The 18508-nt window shown below is 63.8% G+C and carries 16 protein-coding genes; 6 read left to right on the plus strand and 10 right to left on the minus strand.

Annotated features, from left to right (window positions below):
- Window positions 1–7: 7 nt before the first annotated feature.
- Complete coding sequence (locus MGMSRV2_RS09225; RefSeq protein WP_024080082.1) at window positions 8–1255, plus strand: EAL domain-containing protein; 1248 nt, start codon at window positions 8–10, stop codon at window positions 1253–1255.
- 133 nt (window positions 1256–1388) lie between these two features.
- On the opposite strand, the gene MGMSRV2_RS09230 is transcribed toward MGMSRV2_RS09225, so the two are convergent.
- Entirely contained in the window at window positions 1389–1721 is a 333-nt protein-coding gene (locus MGMSRV2_RS09230) for a flagellar biosynthesis regulator FlaF (protein WP_024080083.1), read from the minus strand.
- Window positions 1722–1952: 231 nt separating this feature from the next.
- Here MGMSRV2_RS09230 and rfbB point away from each other — a divergent pair, with 231 nt between their 5' ends.
- The gene (gene rfbB, locus MGMSRV2_RS09235; protein WP_024080084.1) at window positions 1953–2978 is read left to right on the plus strand and encodes a dTDP-glucose 4,6-dehydratase; all 1026 of its coding nucleotides are present in this window, start codon (window positions 1953–1955) and stop codon (window positions 2976–2978) included.
- On the opposite strand, the gene MGMSRV2_RS09240 is transcribed toward rfbB, so the two are convergent.
- From MGMSRV2_RS09240 to MGMSRV2_RS09250, 3 genes are read right to left on the minus strand one after another with little or no spacing between them, the layout of a single operon-like run.
- Window positions 2975–4624: an AMP-binding protein gene (locus tag MGMSRV2_RS09240; RefSeq protein WP_024080085.1), complete on the minus strand. Its 1650-nt coding sequence runs from the start codon at window positions 4622–4624 to the stop codon at window positions 2975–2977. The two genes, rfbB and MGMSRV2_RS09240, sit on opposite strands and share 4 nt — an antisense overlap.
- A 13-nt stretch (window positions 4625–4637) precedes the next feature.
- Window positions 4638–5858 (minus strand): hypothetical protein, encoded by a 1221-nt coding sequence (locus MGMSRV2_RS09245; protein ID WP_024080086.1) that lies wholly within the window; start codon window positions 5856–5858, stop codon window positions 4638–4640.
- Window positions 5855–6958, minus strand: coding sequence for an NAD(P)/FAD-dependent oxidoreductase (locus MGMSRV2_RS09250; RefSeq protein ID WP_024080087.1), 1104 nt, complete (start codon window positions 6956–6958; stop codon window positions 5855–5857). Before MGMSRV2_RS09250 ends, MGMSRV2_RS09245 begins: the two co-directional genes overlap by 4 nt.
- A gap of 147 nt (window positions 6959–7105) precedes the next feature.
- Here MGMSRV2_RS09250 and MGMSRV2_RS09255 point away from each other — a divergent pair, with 147 nt between their 5' ends.
- Window positions 7106–9166 (plus strand): molybdopterin-containing oxidoreductase family protein, encoded by a 2061-nt coding sequence (locus tag MGMSRV2_RS09255; protein WP_041634283.1) that lies wholly within the window; start codon window positions 7106–7108, stop codon window positions 9164–9166.
- The gene (gene mipZ1 / locus MGMSRV2_RS09260; protein ID WP_024080089.1) at window positions 9163–9972 is read left to right on the plus strand and encodes a division plane-positioning ATPase MipZ1; all 810 of its coding nucleotides are present in this window, start codon (window positions 9163–9165) and stop codon (window positions 9970–9972) included. Before MGMSRV2_RS09255 ends, mipZ1 begins: the two co-directional genes overlap by 4 nt.
- Before the next feature lie 44 nt (window positions 9973–10016).
- Here mipZ1 and MGMSRV2_RS09265 read toward each other — a convergent pair whose 3' ends face one another.
- Window positions 10017–12518 carry an EAL domain-containing protein gene (locus MGMSRV2_RS09265; RefSeq protein WP_024080090.1) on the minus strand — a complete coding sequence of 834 codons (2502 nt, stop codon included), beginning with the start codon at window positions 12516–12518 and terminating at the stop codon, window positions 10017–10019.
- A gap of 182 nt (window positions 12519–12700) precedes the next feature.
- Between MGMSRV2_RS09265 and MGMSRV2_RS09270 the strand changes: the two genes are divergently transcribed.
- A complete protein-coding gene (locus MGMSRV2_RS09270) occupies window positions 12701–13477 on the plus strand; it encodes an Hpt domain-containing protein (protein WP_024080091.1) in 777 nt (258 codons plus the stop codon).
- 9 nt (window positions 13478–13486) lie between these two features.
- On the opposite strand, the gene MGMSRV2_RS09275 is transcribed toward MGMSRV2_RS09270, so the two are convergent.
- Genes MGMSRV2_RS09275 through MGMSRV2_RS09290 form a run of 4 tightly spaced genes read right to left on the minus strand, consistent with a single transcriptional unit; the run spans window position 13487 to window position 17413 of the window.
- On the minus strand, window positions 13487–14281 hold the full coding sequence (locus MGMSRV2_RS09275) for an ABC transporter permease subunit (RefSeq protein WP_024080092.1): 795 nt from the start codon (window positions 14279–14281) through the stop codon (window positions 13487–13489).
- Window positions 14281–15189 carry an ABC transporter permease subunit gene (locus tag MGMSRV2_RS09280; RefSeq protein ID WP_024080093.1) on the minus strand — a complete coding sequence of 303 codons (909 nt, stop codon included), beginning with the start codon at window positions 15187–15189 and terminating at the stop codon, window positions 14281–14283. Before MGMSRV2_RS09280 ends, MGMSRV2_RS09275 begins: the two co-directional genes overlap by 1 nt.
- Window positions 15186–16298, minus strand: coding sequence for an ABC transporter ATP-binding protein (locus tag MGMSRV2_RS09285; RefSeq protein ID WP_024080094.1), 1113 nt, complete (start codon window positions 16296–16298; stop codon window positions 15186–15188). The genes MGMSRV2_RS09280 and MGMSRV2_RS09285 overlap by 4 nt, the downstream gene beginning before the upstream one ends.
- Before the next feature lie 11 nt (window positions 16299–16309).
- Window positions 16310–17413, minus strand: a complete 1104-nt coding sequence (locus MGMSRV2_RS09290) for an extracellular solute-binding protein (protein ID WP_024080095.1) — start codon at window positions 17411–17413, stop codon at window positions 16310–16312.
- 235 nt (window positions 17414–17648) lie between these two features.
- Here MGMSRV2_RS09290 and MGMSRV2_RS09295 point away from each other — a divergent pair, with 235 nt between their 5' ends.
- Window positions 17649–18266: a hypothetical protein gene (locus MGMSRV2_RS09295; protein WP_024080096.1), complete on the plus strand. Its 618-nt coding sequence runs from the start codon at window positions 17649–17651 to the stop codon at window positions 18264–18266.
- Here the strand turns inward: MGMSRV2_RS09295 and MGMSRV2_RS09300 are convergent, their stop codons facing one another.
- The gene (locus MGMSRV2_RS09300) at window positions 18267–18476 is read right to left on the minus strand and encodes a hypothetical protein (protein ID WP_197538558.1); all 210 of its coding nucleotides are present in this window, start codon (window positions 18474–18476) and stop codon (window positions 18267–18269) included.
- Between the last annotated feature and the right edge of the window lie 32 nt (window positions 18477–18508).

Consider the following 18508-nt stretch of genomic DNA (forward strand, 5'->3'; position numbering starts at 1 on the left):
GTCGCCCATGCTTGGAAGCCCGCCCATCGCCAAAGCCCGTGTCGCCAGCCAGGAACACCTGCTGCTGGATTATCTGAACCGTTTGGAACGCCACCGGTCCGACCGCCGCGCCGTGCACATCCACCTGTCGGGATTGTCCAAGCAGAACCAGCGCGAGCAGCATTTGCGCATCGCCGCCGCCACCTTCGACAATCTGGTCAAGATGCTGCAAGCCCAGGCCTTCACCCTGGGCAACGCCGACCTGATGGTGGTCTACAAGGCTCAGGCCCAGGACGAGGTCGAATCGTCCATCGTCAAGCTGCGCTTTTTGTTTTCCGACGACCAGTTGATCATCGACGACGCGCAGAAGGGCACGTTGTGCACCTGGTACGACCTGGAAAAGGAATACGACGTCCTGGTCGCCCTGGCCCAGCGCATGCTGGCCGAGGAACAGGCGCGGCGCCGGGCCGAGCAGGAACAGGCCGGGCTGGAAATGCGCGCCCTGGCCAAACCCAAGGGCGCGCCGTTCACGCCGGAATTGTTGGCCCGGGTCGAAGCCGGACTGGGACAGGCCGACCTGTCCAATCTGATGCGCCGCCAGGCGGTGTGCGCCATCGTCGGACAGTCGCCGCCGCAACCGGTCTTCCACGAATTGTTCATTTCCATCGCCGATCTGCGGCAAACGTTGATGCCCAACGTCAACATGAATTCCAGCCCCTGGCTGTTCCAGCAATTGACGGAGACCCTGGACCGCCGGGTACTGTCCTTGCTCAACAAGCACGACGACCGCACCTTGGAAGGCGACATCAGCATCAATCTGAACGTGTCGACCATCCTGTCGCCGGAATTCATGGTGTTTGACGATAACGTCAAGGCCGGTATGCGCGGCACCATCGTGCTGGAACTGCAAAAGGTCGATATCTTCGCCGATCTGGGCGCCTATCTGTTCGCCCGCGACTTCGCCCACGACCGCGGCTATCGCATTTGCGTCGACGGTCTGGCCTATTCCATGCTGCCCTTCGTCGACCGCGAGCGGCTGGGCGCCGACCTGATCAAGCTGATCTGGGATCCGTCGCTGACCGACGAGAAGGACCAGAAGACCGACGCGTTGCGCCGGATCGGCGTCACCCGCATCATCCTGGCCCGCTGCGACACGCCGTCGGCCATCGAATACGGCCATTCGGTCGGCATCACCTTGTTCCAGGGCCGCCATGTGGAACAGACGCTGATGAATGATGTCAGGCGTCGCGGCATTGGCCGCGCCAGACCAAGATAATTGGGCATTGGCCGCGCCAGACCAAGATAATTGACGGCAAACACAACAAACCCGGCTTGGAATATCCCAGCCGGGTTGGCGTTCGTGCCGAAGGGAAAGCCGGAACTCTCTCCGGCATCCCGTGGCAGCGAGATTAGACCTTGTTGCCTTCCAACAGACCTTCGGAAATCTGCAGGTTGACGTTGATCAGCGCGTCGATGCTGGCATCGGTGGCGGCGGCGGCGCCAGCTATGGTCTTTTCAGCGACGAAATTGGCCAGACGGATCAGATTTTCCACCACCTGCGACGAGGCCGAGCAGCCGTCGCTGGTGATCAGGGTGCGCAAAGCCACCCACACCGCCATGTTCAGCTCCAACGCTTCCTCCAGCTTGGAACGGTCGGCCTTGGCCTGATCCAGCATGATGGCGGCGCGGGACAATTGAAAGGCCTGTTCCTCGATGGCGGACAGAGTAGTCGTGTCGGACATGGTTCCTCCTGCTTGGATGCGGCGGCGGCTTTGATGCGCCTGCCGAAAGCATTAGTAAAATCAACCGGGGGAAACCTAATCGATCCATTGATAAGGACCGTTGCCGGAAGCCCTAAAAAACTTACTCCCTTTCCCCCCAAGGCGCAACGGCCCACAAAATCAACGAATTGTGCATTTATTCATGGCAGCTTAGGGTTAAGTCTTTCTGAACTCAGCCGGAGCAAGCCTGACATGTCGATTTTGGTCACCGGGGCGGCTGGCTTTATCGGGTCCGCCCTGTGTCGCCAGCTGACCGCGCGGGGGGACGAGACCGTCATTGCCCTTGACCGTCTGGGCTATGCCGCCTGCCTGCAGGCCCTGCCCGCCCAGGCCGTCTTCATCCAGGCCGATATCCGCGACGCCACCGCCCTGGATGCCGTCTTCGCCCAGCACGCCCCGCGTGCGGTGTTTCATCTGGCGGCGGAAACCCATGTGGATCGTTCCATCGACACTCCGCTCGAGTTCATTGAACACAACATGGTCGGCACCTTCCAATTGCTGGAAGCGACGCGGCGGTTCTGGGGGGAGCGGGGGCGGCCCGACGACTTCCGCTTTGTCCACGTTTCCACTGACGAAGTGTTCGGCAGCCTGGAGGCGGACGAGCCGGCCTTCACCGCCAGCTCACCCTATCGCCCCAATTCGCCCTATTCAGCCAGTAAGGCGGCGGCGGACCACTTGGCGCGGGCATGGATGGCCACCTACGGGTTGCCGGTGATCGTCACCAATTGCAGCAATAATTATGGCCCCTGGCAGTTCCCGGAAAAGCTGATGCCGCTGGTGATCCAAAAGGCCTTGGCCGGTCACCCCCTGCCCCTTTATGGCGATGGCGGCAACCGGCGTGACTGGCTTTATGTGGACGACCACGCCGCCGGCCTGATGGCCGTCTTGGACCACGGCGAGCCGGGGGGCACCTATCTGTTTGGATCGGGGCGCGAACACAGCAATCTGGAGGTGGTCAAGGCCATCTGCGCCCAATTGGATCAATGGCGTCCCGATCCGGTCGGCCCTTATGCCCGCCTGATCCAGTTCGTCACCGACCGTCCGGGACATGACCGCCGCTACGGTATCGATCCCAGCCATGCCCGCCGCGCCCTGGACTGGCAGCCGCGCACCGATTTCGCCGACGGCATCGCCGCCACCATCCGCTGGTGCCTGGACCATCCGCACTGGGCCAACCGCGATTATCACGGCGCCCGCCTGGGCCTGATACCAAGTTAAATCCGCTCGTCCGGATCGGGGGCATCCAGACGCACCGGGCGGGCCAGCAATTCCTCGACGTCGGTGCTGCCGTCGGCGCGCAAGGGGATGGCGTCGACGAATTCGACCCGCCCCGGCACCTCGTGCAGACCGCGTCGTTGGGCCACCCAGGCTTGCAGATCGCGCGCCAGATAGACGTCTCCACCGCCCGCCGCCGCGACGATATAGGCCTTCAACCCACCATCAGCCTGCATCGCCATGCCGGCGGCGGTGACCCGGGGATGCCAGGTCAAGGCCGCCTCGGTTTCGGCCAAGGCCACCGGCTGGCCATCGACCATGACGATGCCGGGCAAGGGCGCCATGGCATCGGGCCAGATATAGCCGTCCAAATCCCGATGACCGGCCACCAGCGACGGCAGCCAACCATTGATCAGCTTGGCACCATGCCAGGAATCGCGCCCCCAGCGCCCCAGACAGGCCGCCGGAGCGTTGGGCGCCAGGGCCAAAAAGCCGGGATCGCCGGCCCGCAACACCCGCCCGGCGGGATCCACCGCCTCGACGGTGATGCCGGGCGCCGCCTTGCCGGGTGAGCCGGGGCGGATTTCCATGATGGCGGCGTTATTGGCGACGGCGGCACCGATTTCCAGACTGCCCCAGATTTCGTGGGCGGCGATACCGAATACCTTGGCCACCTGATCGCGCAGGCCGGCGGCCAAGGGCTGCGGTCCACTGCCCAGCACGCGCGGCAACGGATGGGCCCGGGTGGCGGCAAGACCGGTCAGCCGCGCCAGATCGACCGGCGGCATCCACGCCACCCGTACGCCGTGACGGGCCATCAGGCCCAGATGGGCCTCGGCATCCTGGCCATGAGGGCCGGCCACCACCGGCACCCCATGATGCCAGGACGGCAGCACCGCCCACATCAGGGCGGGAAAGCTCATCCAATCGGCCGAGGTCCACAGGATGTCGCCGAACTGGGGGAAGAAACCCAAGCCCAACTCCACCGCCGGCAGATTGCCGAGCAGGGCGCCATGGCCGTGCAGGATGCCGGTGGGCTTGCCCATGGCATGGTCGGGATAGACCAGCAAGGCCGGGCTGTCGAGGGCCGTCACCAGCGGGGTGAAAGCATCGCTGGATTGCTGCAATACCGCCCACAGATCGTCAGCGCCTCCGGTTTCGCCCCCAGCCTCGCTATTGACCAAAACGGTCTCCAGCGCCAGGGCTCCCTGACGGGCCCCTTGCAGCCGGGGCAGCATGAAATCGGCGACGATCACCGCCCGCGCCCCCGAATCGGCCAGACGCCAAGCCAAGGGCTCCTCGCCCAGGGACAGGGGCAAGGGCACCAGCACCGCCCCCATCTTCAACACGCCGAGCACCACCGCCGCCGCCTCGACCGATTGCGGCAAGGCCACCGCCACCCGGTCGCCCAGGCCGATGCCGCGCGCCGTCAGTGCATTGGCGACACGGTTGGACAACAGCCGCAGCATGTGGAAGGTATAGCGCTCGACCACGCCGTCGGCGATTTCGACGATCAGGGCAGTGCGATGACCATCGGCGCCGGCCATGGTCTGACGGTCACAGACGTCGAAGGCCATGTTGTAACGATCGGGCAGCCGCCAGCGAAAGGTGCGGCAGGCTTCTTCGTAGGACCGGGCGGTTTTCAGCATTTCATCATCCAGATCACCGCAGCGGCATCAATTCTTCAAACCACAGATAGGTGTCGGTATCGTCCAACACCACACCATCGAAGCCGGCCTTGATGATGCCCTCCAGGGTCTTGCCCAGCAATTCCTTCCACTTGGCGTCTTCCATGCGGGTGACATAGGCGCCGGGATCGGCTTCATCGGGAGCGAACAGGAAGGGCGGGTTGCCGGTCTGCCAATCTTTTTGCCAATACCAGCGCCAGTCATAGGCGCGGCCCAGCGACAACACGGCGAAAACCAGCCGCCGCGACCCCAGCTTCTTGTATTTCAGCCGAAGAGTGTCGGCGAAAGCCAGACCGTCGACGCCGCGATAGGCCACGTCCACCAGCAGCATGTCGTGATTGCTGCGTTCCAGCGCCGTCACCCATTCCGCCTTGCTGCCGAACTGGTCGGCACGCAGCACCGGCAGCCAGTTGCGGGCTTGGTTCAAGGTGGGGATGGGGGCCGGGTTCTCGCCCCAGGGATGGCCGGATGGGATCAGGTTTAGGGTGTCGTTGCCGCTATGAGCATAGGTCAGCACCTTGTCGCGGACGGCATCCGCATAGGCGGATTGGGACTCCTTGGCACCCTTGCAGCTTTCCAGCGACAATATCCGCCGCCCGGCCTGACGCAGGGCGTCCACCGCATAGACCGTACGGCGCTGGCGTTCCAGCTTTTCCGCCTGCCGCTTGACCTCGGCGGCACGGCGCAGTTCCTCGACCGGATCGATACTGAACGGCCCCAGCGGCTGCGGTGTTGCCGGGCGATGGATGCCCTTGGCCCGCTCGTCGGCCAGCACCCGATCCAGGTCGCGCTGTTCCTGAATAGCTTTGTCCAAAGGCTTGCCGAAGGCTTCCGGGCCGCAATAAAGGTTGTCCAGCACCAACCCGTCGATGGCGTTGACGTAAGGGCGGAACGGCTGCCCCAGCGGATGGCGCTTTTCAAAGAATCTGCCGTCGGGATCTTGGACTTCGTCCCATTCCGCCTCGCGTTCGCCCTTGACCACCAATTCGGTGCCGTTCCTGACCAGAACGACGAAATCGGGTTTGCGCGACTTGGCGTAACGGCCCAGTTCGATGATCACCGACCGCCACATCTCGCGGTGATTGGGCACCGATTCGATGGGCGGCGGCTGCCAGTCGCGGGGCTTTTCCAGGGCAAGGGCCCCCGGCGCGGCCAGTAGCAGCGAAAGCGCAATCAGGGTGGCAAGCCGGTTCATGCTGCCATCTCCCGCACCAGTTCGGCCAGGGCCAGGGAGGCGGTCAGGCCGGGGGATTCGATACCGTACAGCGCCACCACCCCCGCCGCGCCATGATCGGCGGGACCGTGGACGGCGAAATCGGCGGCGGCTTCATGGGCGGCGTTGATCTTGGGGCGGATGCCGGCATAGGCCGGTTCCAACGCGCCATCGACCAGATCGGGCCAATAGCGGCGGATGGCGGCATAAAAAAGGTCGGCCCGGGCGGGATCGACCCGGTAATCCTCGGCCTCGATCCATTCCACATCGGGGCCAAAGCGGCCACGCCCGGCCATGTCCAGGGTGTAATGCACCCCCAGCCCGGCAGAAACCGGCACCGGATAGACCAGCCGCGAAAACGGCATCTTGCCGGTCAGAGTGAAGTAATTGCCCTTGCACAGATGCTCTTGCGGCACCTTGGCCAGCCCCAAGGACCGGGCCAGCGGGCACGACGACAGGCCGCCGGCGATGATCACGGTGCGGGCCAACAGCCGCATGGGCTCGGCCCCGCCCACCTGCAACAACACACCGTCCTCGCCAGCTTGCCCGCCGATGACCGGGGCATGCAGGGCCACCGAACCGCCCTTGCTTTCCACCACCCCTTGCAGGGCCAACATCAGCGCATGGGTATCGATGATGCCGGTATGGGCGGAAAACAGAGCGGCCGTGCAGGAAAGCTGCGGCTCCATCTCCATGGCCAAGCCAGCGGTGATGGCGGACAGCCCGGAGACGCCGTTGGCCCGCCCCTTTTCCAGGATATCGTCCAGCTTGGCCTGCTCCTCGGCGCTGGTGGCGACGATCAGTTTGCCGCACAGGGCATAGGGCACGCCGTGATCGTCGGCGAAACGGCGCAAAAGCGCGTTGCCAGCCACGCACAAGCGTGCCTTCAGGCTGCCGGCGGGATAGTACATACCGGCATGGATGACCTCGGAATTGCGCGACGAGATACCGCCGCCGATGGCGCCCGAGGCCTCCAGCACCAGCACCTCGCGCCCAGCCAAGGCCAGGGCACGGGCAGCGGCCAGACCGACGATGCCGGCGCCGATGACGGCGCAATCGATCCGCTCAATCCCCCCGTCCATCAATGGCTGGTCCTTTTTTGCAAGCTTGGCCTCAACATGTCGCGCAACAATACCATCACCAAGCGGGGGCGCAAAGGCTCTGCAAAAGGCGTGGGCACGCGTGCCGGGGGCGTTGCCGCCCGCGCCCGGCTTGGCTATTGTGCGCCCATGCTCAGTTTGCCGTCCGTCTGCCCGCATGATTGCCCGTCCGCCTGCCCCGTCGATGTCGAGGTGGGGCAAGATGGTCGCGTCGGTCGCCTGCATGGCGGCAAGATGCCCTATACCGAGGGCGTCATCTGCGCCAAGGTCGCCCGCTATGCCGAGCGCATCCACCACCCCGACCGCGTCACCCAGCCGCTGCGCCGGGTGGGCGACAAGGGATCGGGTCGCTTCGCCCCCATTTCCTGGGACGAGGCCGTGGACGAGATCGCCCATCGCTTCCGTCTGGCCGCCGATACCCATGGGCCGGAAGCGGTCTGGCCCTATGTCTATGGCGGCAGCATGGGCTTGCTGCAGATGGGCGCGGCCAACCGCCTGCGCCGAGAAATGGGCTATTCACGCCAGGGGCTGACCATCTGTGCCTCCATCGCCAGCGCCGGCTGGATGGCCGGGGTCGGGGCCAAGCGCAGCGTCGATTCGCGCGAAATGGCCAAAAGCGAGCTGATCGTCATCTGGGGCGCCAACCCGGCGGCCACCCAGGTGCATCTGATGGGGCTGATGGCAAGGGCGCGCAAAAGCCACGGCGCCAAGGTGGTGGTGGTCGATCCCTATCGCACCCCCACCGCCGAAAAGGCCGATCTGCACCTGATGCTGCGCCCCGGTACCGACGCCGCCCTGGCCTGCGCCGTCATGCATGTGCTGTTCCGCGACGATCTGATCGACGCCGCCTATGTGGCCCGCATGGGCGACGGCACCGAGGCGTTGCGCGCCCATGTGGCGACGCGCGGCCCCGCTTGGGCGGCGGCGATCACCGGCCTGGAAGCGACGACCATCGAGGCCTTCGCCCGTCACTACGGCACCACCAAGCGCAGTCTGATCCGCCTGGGCTATGGCATGAGCCGGTCGCGCAACGGCGCCGTCAGCCTGCACGCGGTATCCTGCCTGCCGGTGCTGACCGGGGCGTGGCAATATGAAGGCGGCGGCGCCACCCAAAGCCTGTCGGGCGGTTTCGTCCTCGACCGCACGCTGATGGACGGGCTGGACCTGCCCGCCTCCGACGCCCGCCAATTGGACATGAGCCGCATCGGCGCCATCCTGACCAACGAAGCCGATGCCCTGATGGGCGGGCCGCCGGTCACCGCCATGCTGGTGCAAAACAGCAATCCGGCCAATGTCGCCCCCGATACCGCCAAGGTGTGGCGCGGTCTGGCCCGCGACGATCTGTTTCTGGCGGTGCACGAACAGATGATGACGCAGACGGCGCGCTTCGCCGATCTGGTGCTGCCGGCCACCACCTTTGTCGAACATGCCGATCTGTACACCGCCTATGGCCACACCTTCCTGCAGGTGGCCAAGCCGGTGATCGCGCCGGTGGGCGAGGCTAGGTCCAACCACTGGCTGATCAACCAACTGGCCCGACGGCTGGGGGCGACCCACGCCAGCTTCGCCCTGGACGAATGGCAATTGATCGATGCCTGCCTGCACGCCTCAAATCTGCCCAGCGCCGAGGAGGCCCACAAGGCCCGCTGGCTCGATTGCGCGCTGCCTTTCGACAAGGCCCATTTTCTCGACGGTTTCGGCCATGGCGGCAAGTTCCGCTTTGCCGCCGATTGGTCGGCCATCGGCCCGGATCACGCGGGCCTGCCGTCCCTGCCCGATCACCTGGACAACATCGAAACCACCGATGCCGAACACCCGTTCCGGCTGATCACGCCGCCGTCACGGCACTTCCTCAATTCCACCTTCGCCGAAACTCCGACCTCGCGCCGGCTGGCCGGGCGCCCGACGGCGCTGGTCCATGCCGAAGACGCAGGCCGTTTGGGGGTGACCGACGGCAATGTCATCCGCCTGGGCAACGCCCGTGGCTCGGTGCTGGTCCATGCCCAGGTCACCGACGGCATCGCCAAGGGCGTGGTGGCGGTGGAAGGCATCTGGCCGGATGAATGTTTCATCGAGGGAATGGGCATCAACAGCCTGATCGGCGCCGATGCGGTGCCACCCAATGGCGGCGCCGCCTTTCATGACTGCGCTGTCTGGATCAGGCCCAACGCGTCAGGGGAAAACGCATGACCAAACGGGCCCATGTCATCGTCGTCGGCAACGAAAAGGGCGGTACCGGCAAATCCACCGTGTCCATGCACCTGATCGTCAGCCTGCTCAACCGGGGATTAAGTGTCGGCTCCATCGACCTGGACGCCCGTCAGGCCACCCTGACCCGCTATGTGCAGAACCGTCAGAACCGCAAGGACGCGGCCCATTTGGGCCTGAAAGTGCCCAACCACGTAGCACTTCCGCCCACCGCCGACCGCGAGGCGGATGAACGCCGGCTGCTGGAAACCTTCACTCAACTGTCGGCGCTGCACGACGTGCTGGTCATCGATACCCCCGGCTCGGACCATTATCTGTCGCGGCTGGGCCATTCCTTCGCCCATACCCTGATCACGCCCCTGAACGATTCGCTGATCGACCTGGACGTGTTGGCGCGGGTCGAGCCGGAAACCCTGAAGATCACCCGGCCCAGCCATTACGCCGAAATGGTTTGGGACACCAAGAAAACCCGGGCCATGCGCGGCGAAAAGGCGGTGGTCGACTGGATCGTGCTGCGCAATCGTCTGGCCCATCTGGACGCCCGCAACAAGCAGACCATGGAAAAGCTGCTGGTCGATCTGGCCAAGCGCATCGGTTTCCGCATCGCGCCCGGTTTGGGTGAACGCGTGATCTATCGTTCGCTGTTCTTGGAAGGGTTGACGCTGTTGGATTTACGCCACGGCATTCCCGGCTTCGACATGAATCTCAGCAACGTCGCCGCCCGTCAGGAATTGCGCGCCCTGGTCGATGCCATCGGCCTGGACAATCTGGGCCAGGACGAAGAATAGCTGTTCGGGGAAAAGTACACCGGCAAAGCCGAGGGACTTTTGCCCTACAACAAATTGCGGTCGAACAGGCTGACCAGATCCTCGCCCGAGACCGGGCGGCTGACCAGGAAGCCCTGGATTTCGTCACAGCCACGTTCGCGCAGGAAATCGGCCTGTTCCTGGGTTTCCACCCCTTCCGCCACCGCCCGCAGCTTCAGATTATGGGCCAAGTTGATGATGGTGGAGACGATGGCGGCGCCGTCGCCGTCCTCGGTGATGTCGTTGACGAAGGAACGGTCGATCTTCAGGGCGTCGATGGGCATGCGCTTCAAGTAAGACAGTGACGAATAGCCGGTGCCGAAATCGTCGATGGAAATGTGGATGCCCATGGCCCGCAATTCCTGCAACACCTGGGCGTTTTCCTCGACCCGCTGCATCAGCACCGATTCGGTGATTTCCAGTTCCAGGTATTGCGGCGGCAGACCGGATTCGTCCAGCGCCTGCTTGACCAGTTCAACCACGTCGCCTTCACGGAATTGCAGGGTCGAGACGTTGACCGCCATGCGCACCCGCGGCAGCCCCAATTCATGCCATGACTGGCATTGGCGGCAGGCGGCCTTCAGCACCCAGGCGCCGATTTCCGAAATCAACCCCATGTTTTCCGCTAGCGGGATGAACTCGACCGGCGACACCAACCCCATTTCCGGGTGGCGCCAACGGGCCAGCGCCTCGACCCCCGACATCCGTCCCGAATTGAGGTCGATCTTACCCTGATAAACCAAGGTGAATTCATGCCGCGACAAGGCGTGGCGCAGCGAGGCCTCCATGGACAGACGCTCGAATGAGCGGGCGTTCATGGCCGGGGTATAAAGCTGGTATGAATTGCGGCCCAGATCCTTGGCCCGATACATGGCGGTATCGGCGTTCTTGATCAGGGTTTCGTCGGTCAGGCCATCATCGGGATAGACAGCGATGCCCACCGAGGTGGTCACGTACAATTCGTGCTCATCGACCCGGAGCGGTTGCTTGACGTGGCTGATGACCCGGTCGGCCAGCTTGGCGGCGTCTTCCACGTGATCCAGTTCAGGCAGCAGGACGACGAATTCATCACCGCCCAGGCGCGCCACCGTGTCGCCCTCGCGCACGCAATGTTCCAGCCGCCCGGCCACCTCGCACAGCACCTGATCGCCGATGCCGTGGCCCAAGCTGTCGTTGATGCGCTTGAACAGGTCCAGGTCCAAAAACATGATGGCCAGTTGCGAGCCGTGGCGATGGGCGTTGGCGATGGCCACCTGCAGGCGGTCGGTGAACAGCCGGCGGTTGGGCAGGCCGGTGAGCACGTCGAAATAGGCCAGATTCTTGATGCGCTCTTCGGTCTTCTTGCGCTCGCTGATGTCGGAGAATACCGCCGCGTATTGGGTGATGGCGCCGTCCTCGTCACGGATGACATTGATGGTCAGCCACTCGGGATAGACCTCGCCGGTCTTGCGCCGGTTCCAGATTTCGCCCTGCCAGATGCCCTGCACGTGCAGGGATTGCCACATGCGATCGTAAAACGCCTTTTCATGCAGGCCCGATTGCAGGATCGCCGGATTCTGCCCGACCACTTCGTCGAACTGGTACCCGGTCAATTGGCTGAAGGCGGGGTTGACGAACTCGATCAGCCCCTTGGGATTGCAGATCATGATGCCGTCCAGGGACGCCTCGATGACCTTGCGGGCCAGATGCAGATCCTTGCGCGACTTCAACAACGCCTCGTCGCGTTCCCGCAGCGCCTCGTCCAGACGTTGGACGTATTCGTATTGCAGCGACGCCAGGATGTCGGAAAACGACAGCAAGCCCTTGAGCTCGCCGTCCTCGGTCGCCACCGCCAGATGACGGATGTGGCGTTCTTCCAGGATATTGCGGGCCGACAGCAAGCTGTCGGTCTCGCAGACGCTGATCAGCGGTCGGCTGGCGATGTCGCCCACCGACACCGGCAGGCCGTCGCCGCCGGCGATGATGCGGATGAGGTCGCGCTCGGTAATGATGCCCGGCGCCTCGCCATGATCGCCGACGACGATGGCGGCGTCGGCATGGCCGGCATTGATCTGGGCCACCGCCTCGGTCAAGGACGCCTGCGGATGAATTTTCACCATGGGCCGGTTGATGGCCGAGCCCACATTGCGCAGCACCAGATAATGCTCGACCCCGTGGCGCAGGATGACATCACTTTGACTGATCACCCCCACCGCGCGGCCGGCATCGTTGACGACGACGAAGTGGCGCACCCCCTCCATCTGGAAACGCAAGCCGGCATCGCCCAAGGTGGTGGCGCCATGGATGGTCTTGATCGGCGCACTCATCACCGAGGCGATGGGCCGGTTGAAACTTTCGGGATCGGCGAAATCGATGTCGAGGGTGTCGCGTTCGGTCCAGATTCCCACCGGCAAGGTGTTTTCGGTGATGATGATGGACGAGCAGCGGGCCTGGGCCATGGCCCGCGCCGCTTCCAAAATGGTGGTATCAGGCGAGCAGCTTAGTATCTCGCGCTTGGCGATGCGTTCGATGGTGTTTTCCGAACCCAAGACATGATCCCCAATACGTGCCGTGTGCGTATAGCATCACCGCCTTTTCAATGGCTTGCAATATGCACTTTTGGCACCTCTCCAGTATCTGCCCGCATGGCCCCGCAAAGGATGGCCCACTGCACGGGCTTGGAGTAAGGTTGCGGTGGGTTCGACAACCGCCTTTGCCGTAAAGTGCCGCCATGACCGAGAATGCCAATTACCACGACCTGTCGGATGAATTGCGCCGCGAATTCCTGGACGAAGCCTCGGAAACGGTGCAGGGACTGGACGTCTTGTTGGATAGCGCCCGGCACGGGCACAAGGCGGATGCCGAAGTCATCGCCGAGTTTCGGCGTACCGCGCTCAGATTGCGCGGTCAGGCCAGTAATTTCGGCCTGCGCGCCCTGTCCACCATCGCCCGCCGCCTGGACGATTATCTGGCCCAGGCGCCCAAAGTGCTGCCGCCGCGCGTTTGGGACGACCTGCAAGCCTATATCGATCGCATGCAGGCTCTGGCCGATAATCCCGACCACACGGACACGGAAACCTCGACCCTGGTCCGCGCCCTGCCGCGCAAACTGGGATTTGATCTGGCCGACATCGCCATCCGCGAGGTCGAGGTCATGCTGGTGATGCCGCCCGGCGCCCAGACCCGCTATGTGGAACGCGAGCTGCAACAATGCGGTTATCGCACCTTGGTGGTGCCCGACACCATCGACGCCTTTTCCCTGGCGGTGCAAAGCAAGCCCGATCTGGTGATCATCTCGGCCCTGATGCCGCATCTGGACGGCATCGACCTGGCCATCGCCCTGGTATCCATGCCCAGCACCCGCAATATCCCCATCGCCGTCATTACCTCGCTCGACAGCCACAACGAATCGCTGGCGCTGCTGCCGCGCAAGGTGCCGGTGCTGCACAAGGGGCCGAGCTTCGGCGACGACCTGTTCAAGGCGCTGGACGATCTGTTCCTGATCTGAGGGCGGGGCCTAACGCTGCTTGCGCGCGCTCAGCCGCCAGGCCAGACCGATGATCACCGCCACCACCACCACGATGATGGTGCCAAGGGCGTTGACCTGCGGGCTGACGCCCAGGCGGACCGAGGAAAACACCTCGATGGGCAAGGTGGTCGAGCCAGGGCCGGAGACGAATTGCGCCACCACCACGTCATCCAGCGACAAGGTGAAGGCCAGCAGCCACCCCGCCGCCAAGGATGGCGCGATGACCGGCAGCGTGATCAGGAAGAACACCTTGACCGGGCGGGCGCCCAGGTCCATGGCGGCCTCTTCCAGGCTTTCATCCATCTGCGCCAGCCGCGAGCGGATGACCACCGTCGCATAGGCCATGCCGACGGTGGTATGAGCGATGGCGATGGTGGTGAAACCGCGCCCGTCGGGCCAACCGATCACATCTTCCAGCGCCACGAACAGCAGCAGCATGGCCAGACCCAGGATGATTTCCGGCATCACCAAAGGCGCGGTGATCAGGCCGTTGAACATCATGCGCCCGCGAAACCTGCCGAAACGCACCAGAACCAAGGCAGCCAGGGTGCCCAGCACCAGGGCGCCGGTGGCGCTGGTGGCGGCAATCTTCAACGACAGCCAAGCCGCGTCCAGATAGGCCTGGTTGTGCAGCAGCTCGCCATACCATTTGGTGGAAAATCCGCCCCAGACGCTGACCTCACGCGAGGCGTTGAAGGAATAGACCATCAACAGGGCGATGGGCGCATACAGGAAGGCATAGCCGAACAGCAGGGCCGACAACAGGGCGGGAGAGCGGCGCATCAGCGGTTCTCCTGTTCTTCCAGCCGGGTTTGCAGGCGCTGGAACAAGGCGATGGGAATGACCAGGGCCACCAGCATGGCCACCGCCAGGGCGGCGGCGGAGGGCCAATCGCGGGTCTGGGCGAATACGTCCCACAGCGCCTTGCCCAACATCTGGGTATCGCCGCCACCCAACAGATTGGGGATGACGTATTCCCCCACCGCCGGCACGAACACCAAAAGCGAGCCGGCGACGATCCCCGGCAGCGACAACGGCAGCGTCACCGCGATGAAGGCACGGATGGGCCGCGCCCCCAGATCGGCGGCGGCCTCCAACAGCGACGGGTCCAGCTTTTCCAAGGTGGCGTAAAGCGGCAGCACCATGAACGGCAGATAGGAATAGACGATGCCCACATACACCGCCCAATCGGTGTTCAAGATGACCAGCGGCTCGTCGATCAGACCCAACCCCATCAGCGCATGGTTGAGGATGCCTTCGTCGCGCAGGATGCTCATCCACGAATAAACGCGGATCAGGAACGAGGTCCAGAACGGCACGATCACCAGCAACAGCAACGGCCCGCGCGCTTTTTCCGGCGCCCGCGCGATACCCAGAGCCATGGGATAGCCGATCAGCAGGCACAAGATGGTGGAAATGCCGGCGATGGTCAGCGACTGGATATAGGCCTGGACGTAAAGGTCGTCCTCGAACAGCAGGGCATAATTATTGAAGCTGGCCTTGACCATGGCCAGCCCGCTTTCCGCCCAGTCGATCAGCGGTTCATAGGGCGGAATGCCCAGGCGCGATTCCGACAGGCTGATCTTGCCGACGATCAGCAAGGGCGCCAGGAAGAACACCAAAAGCCAGACATAAGGCACCGCCAGCACCAGGCGGCGGCCCAGGTCACGGCGGGTGCTGGCCACTCTCATGGCAGAACGACCGCGTTGCCGGGGTGCCACGACAGATGCACCCGATCTTCCCAGGTCACCGCCGGTTCCGCCGCGTGGCGCAGATTGGCGTTGGTGACCAGCACCACCACGCCGGAATCCAGGCGCACGTGATAGATGGAGACGTCGCCCAGATAGGCGATTTCCTTGACCACGCCGGAAACCGAATTGGCGGCACCGGCGGCGGCCTCGCGCCCCATCTGGATTTTCTCCGGTCGGACCATGACGGCGGCGGCACTGCCCGGAGCCAGATCGCCGGCGACGGTCAAGGGCGCGTCGATGCCCTGGGCGCGGAAGGTGACCAGCCCCGAGGCCGCATTTTCCACCGTGCCGGTGAAGAAATTGGCGGTGCCGATGAAATCGGCGACCATGCGGGTGGTGGGATATTCATAAATCTCGTGCGGGCGCCCCACTTGCAGGATACGCCCGGCATTCATCACCGCGATGCGGGTGGACATGGTCATGGCCTCTTCCTGGTCATGGGTGACCATGACGAAGGTGATGCCGACCTTTTCCTGGATGTTGACCAGTTCGAACTGGGTCTTTTCCCGCAATTTCTTGTCCAGCGCGGAGAGCGGCTCGTCCAGCAGCACCACCTTGGGGCGCTTGACCAGACAGCGGGCCAGGGCGACGCGCTGACGCTGGCCGCCGGACATCTGATGCGGCTTGCGCTTGGCGAAATCGCCCATCTGCACCAGATCGAGCGCCTCGGCCACGCGCCCGGCGATCTCGGACTTGGCAACCCCATCCTGACGCAGGCCGAACGCCACGTTGTCGGCGACGTTCATGTGCGGGAACAGGGCGTAGGATTGGAACATCATGTTCACCGGCCGCTCATAGGGCGGCACGGCGGTCATGTCGGCACCGGCGATCAACACCTTGCCCGCCGTCGGCGTCTCGAACCCGGCCATCATGCGCAAAAGCGTGGTCTTGCCGCAGCCGGACGGCCCCAGGAGGGAGAAAAACTCTCCCTCCTGGATATCCAGATCGATGCCGGCGACGGCGGTGGCGTCACCAAAGCGTTTTTCCACCCCCCGGATTTGAATGGCCGGGGGGCGGGTTTCACGTTCGGGGCGAACGGCAAGGCTCACCGGTATGGTCCTTACTTCTTGGCGGCGCGGAATTTCGACCAGGCGCGCGAACGGGCGCGGTCGTATTCCTTACCACCGGGCAGCGGCGGGGTGATCATCTTGGCCCGCACCGAATCTGGCGGGAAGATGACCGGGTCCTTGGCCATTTCCGGGTCGACCATGGGCAGCGACGCCGGCACCGCGTTGGCATAGCCGGTTTCGTTGGTGATGGCGGCGACCACGTCGGGACGCAGGATGAAGTTGATGAAGGCGTGCGCGGCGTCGGCGTGCGGGGCATCGGCGGGGATGGCCATCACGTCGATATTGACCAGGGCGCCTTCCTTGGGGATGACCACCTGGATGTTCTGCTTCTTCTTGGCGGCGGCGGCGCGGGTGCGCGACTGCACCAGATCGCCGACATAGCCCAGCGCCAGACAGATATCGCCGTTGGCCAGATCGGACCGGTACTTTTCCGAATGGATGTAGCGGAAATTGGGACGCACGGCGCCCAAGCCTTCCATGGCCAGCTTCAGGTTTTCCTCGTTCTGGACATTGGGGTCCTTGCCCATGAACATCTGGATGGCCGGCACGGCTTCAGACGGGGTGTCGAGCAAGGCGACGCCGCACGACTTCAGCTTCGACACCACCGCCGGATCGAACAGCATGGCCCACGAATCGGTCGGCGCATCGGGCGCCAACTTCTTGATGGCGTCGACGTTGAAGCCGAAACCGGTGGCCGCCATCATATAGGGGACGCCATAGGCATTGCCCGGATCGGACACGGTCAGGCTCTTCATCACCGACTTGTCCAGACCGCCAGCATTGGGGATCTTGGCCATATCCAACTTCTGGAACACACCGGCCTTGATCTGCTGGGCGAAGAACGGCGAGGCCGACGGGAACACCACGTCATAACCGGACTTACCGGTCATCAGCTTGTTGTCCAAGACCTCGTTGTCACCATAGGTGTCGTACTTCACCTTGATGCCGGTTTCCTTGGTGAACTTCTCCAAAGTGTCCTTGGCGATATAGTCGGACCAGTTGTAGACGTTCAAAACCTTGTCTTCGGCCTGGGCGGAAACAGCGGCCAGACCAACCACCGCGAAGGCGGCGAAACGAGACAGTCGAGCGAACATGGGCATCCCCCGTGGGCATGTGGAATGGCGGATATTCAGATCATGGGGCCGGGGAGTCAACAGCCCATGCCGCGTTGCGATGAAATCTTCGCCAACCGACGCGCCACTGCCACTTGTTGCGACATCACAACAAACATCCCACCCCCGCCAACAGGTGTTGCATTGCAATCGGCGATGACCCACAGTGTCGAAACAGGCGCCACCCTTCACCACGGCTCACGGCCCGGCGGATTTCATGAGTTTTTCCACCGTTCTCATCATCTCTTTGGCTGCCGGGGTGATCCTGATCATCGGCGGCGGGCTGATGATGTACATGGCCAACCTGGTCAAGTCGGCCTATGAGATCAAGGTTCAGATCAATTCGGAAGTGGAAGACCGCCTGACCAAGATGGGCGATGAATTGGACAAGAAGTCCAAGTGGATCAAGCGCGACCTGCTGGAAGAGATCGAGAAGATCAAATCCAACATGCACACCGAGGCGCAGACCAAGGTGGGTGAGTTGACCCAGCCCTTCACCGCCCGCCTCGACGCCCTGGAAGCGGCCTTGAAGGCCGAGCGGGCGGAATGGGTCAAGGCGGTGGATTCGGATCGCGCCGCCATCACCAATATCGACAACCGCCTGAAGTCCTTGGGCAAGTCGGCGAAAAAGGCCGAGGACGCCGCCGCGACCGCAGCCCAGACCGCCGCTGGGGAACCGCAACCGGCCGCTGATGGCAGCCCGGCGCCGCCAAAGCCGCCGCCGCAGACCGCGGCACAGATCGCCCAGGCCCAGGCCCGCGCCGGCATGCCGCCGCAAGGCTCGGGCACCGCCACTTGGCTGCCCGAACTGGGCAACGGCAACAACGGTCGCTGATCAATCCTGATCGGTGTCGGGGGTGGGCGTCACCGTCGGCTTACGCGGCGGACGGTTCTTGTCGTCGTTGGAAAAGCGGAAACGTCCGGCCAGCACACAGCCCTTCATCCCCGGATCGCAGGGACGGCCCGCCACCCAGGTGCAGGTCTCGTTGACTTCGTGCACGCAGCCCCAACCGCTCATCACCGCCTCGATCACGCCTTGCGACAAATTTCATATTAGCAAAACAGGGATGGTAAATC

It is taken from the genome of Magnetospirillum gryphiswaldense MSR-1 v2 (assembly GCF_000513295.1).
Taxonomy (GTDB): domain Bacteria; phylum Pseudomonadota; class Alphaproteobacteria; order Rhodospirillales; family Magnetospirillaceae; genus Magnetospirillum; species Magnetospirillum gryphiswaldense.

Excerpts from the sequence above, each read along its gene's own strand:
- MGMSRV2_RS09225 (WP_024080082.1), top strand. The coding sequence starts at position 8 with ATGCTTGGAAGCCCGCCCATCGCCAAAGCCCGTGTCGCCAGCCAGGAA.
- MGMSRV2_RS09230 (WP_024080083.1), bottom strand. The coding sequence starts at position 1,721 with ATGTCCGACACGACTACTCTGTCCGCCATCGAGGAACAGGCCTTTCAA.
- rfbB (WP_024080084.1), top strand. The coding sequence starts at position 1,953 with ATGTCGATTTTGGTCACCGGGGCGGCTGGCTTTATCGGGTCCGCCCTG.
- MGMSRV2_RS09240 (WP_024080085.1), bottom strand. The coding sequence starts at position 4,624 with ATGCTGAAAACCGCCCGGTCCTACGAAGAAGCCTGCCGCACCTTTCGC.
- MGMSRV2_RS09245 (WP_024080086.1), bottom strand. The coding sequence starts at position 5,858 with ATGAACCGGCTTGCCACCCTGATTGCGCTTTCGCTGCTACTGGCCGCG.
- MGMSRV2_RS09250 (WP_024080087.1), bottom strand. The coding sequence starts at position 6,958 with ATGGACGGGGGGATTGAGCGGATCGATTGCGCCGTCATCGGCGCCGGC.
- MGMSRV2_RS09255 (WP_041634283.1), top strand. The coding sequence starts at position 7,106 with ATGCTCAGTTTGCCGTCCGTCTGCCCGCATGATTGCCCGTCCGCCTGC.
- mipZ1 (WP_024080089.1), top strand. The coding sequence starts at position 9,163 with ATGACCAAACGGGCCCATGTCATCGTCGTCGGCAACGAAAAGGGCGGT.
- MGMSRV2_RS09270 (WP_024080091.1), top strand. The coding sequence starts at position 12,701 with ATGACCGAGAATGCCAATTACCACGACCTGTCGGATGAATTGCGCCGC.
- MGMSRV2_RS09275 (WP_024080092.1), bottom strand. The coding sequence starts at position 14,281 with ATGCGCCGCTCTCCCGCCCTGTTGTCGGCCCTGCTGTTCGGCTATGCC.
- MGMSRV2_RS09280 (WP_024080093.1), bottom strand. The coding sequence starts at position 15,189 with ATGAGAGTGGCCAGCACCCGCCGTGACCTGGGCCGCCGCCTGGTGCTG.
- MGMSRV2_RS09290 (WP_024080095.1), bottom strand. The coding sequence starts at position 17,413 with ATGTTCGCTCGACTGTCTCGTTTCGCCGCCTTCGCGGTGGTTGGTCTG.
- MGMSRV2_RS09295 (WP_024080096.1), top strand. The coding sequence starts at position 17,649 with ATGAGTTTTTCCACCGTTCTCATCATCTCTTTGGCTGCCGGGGTGATC.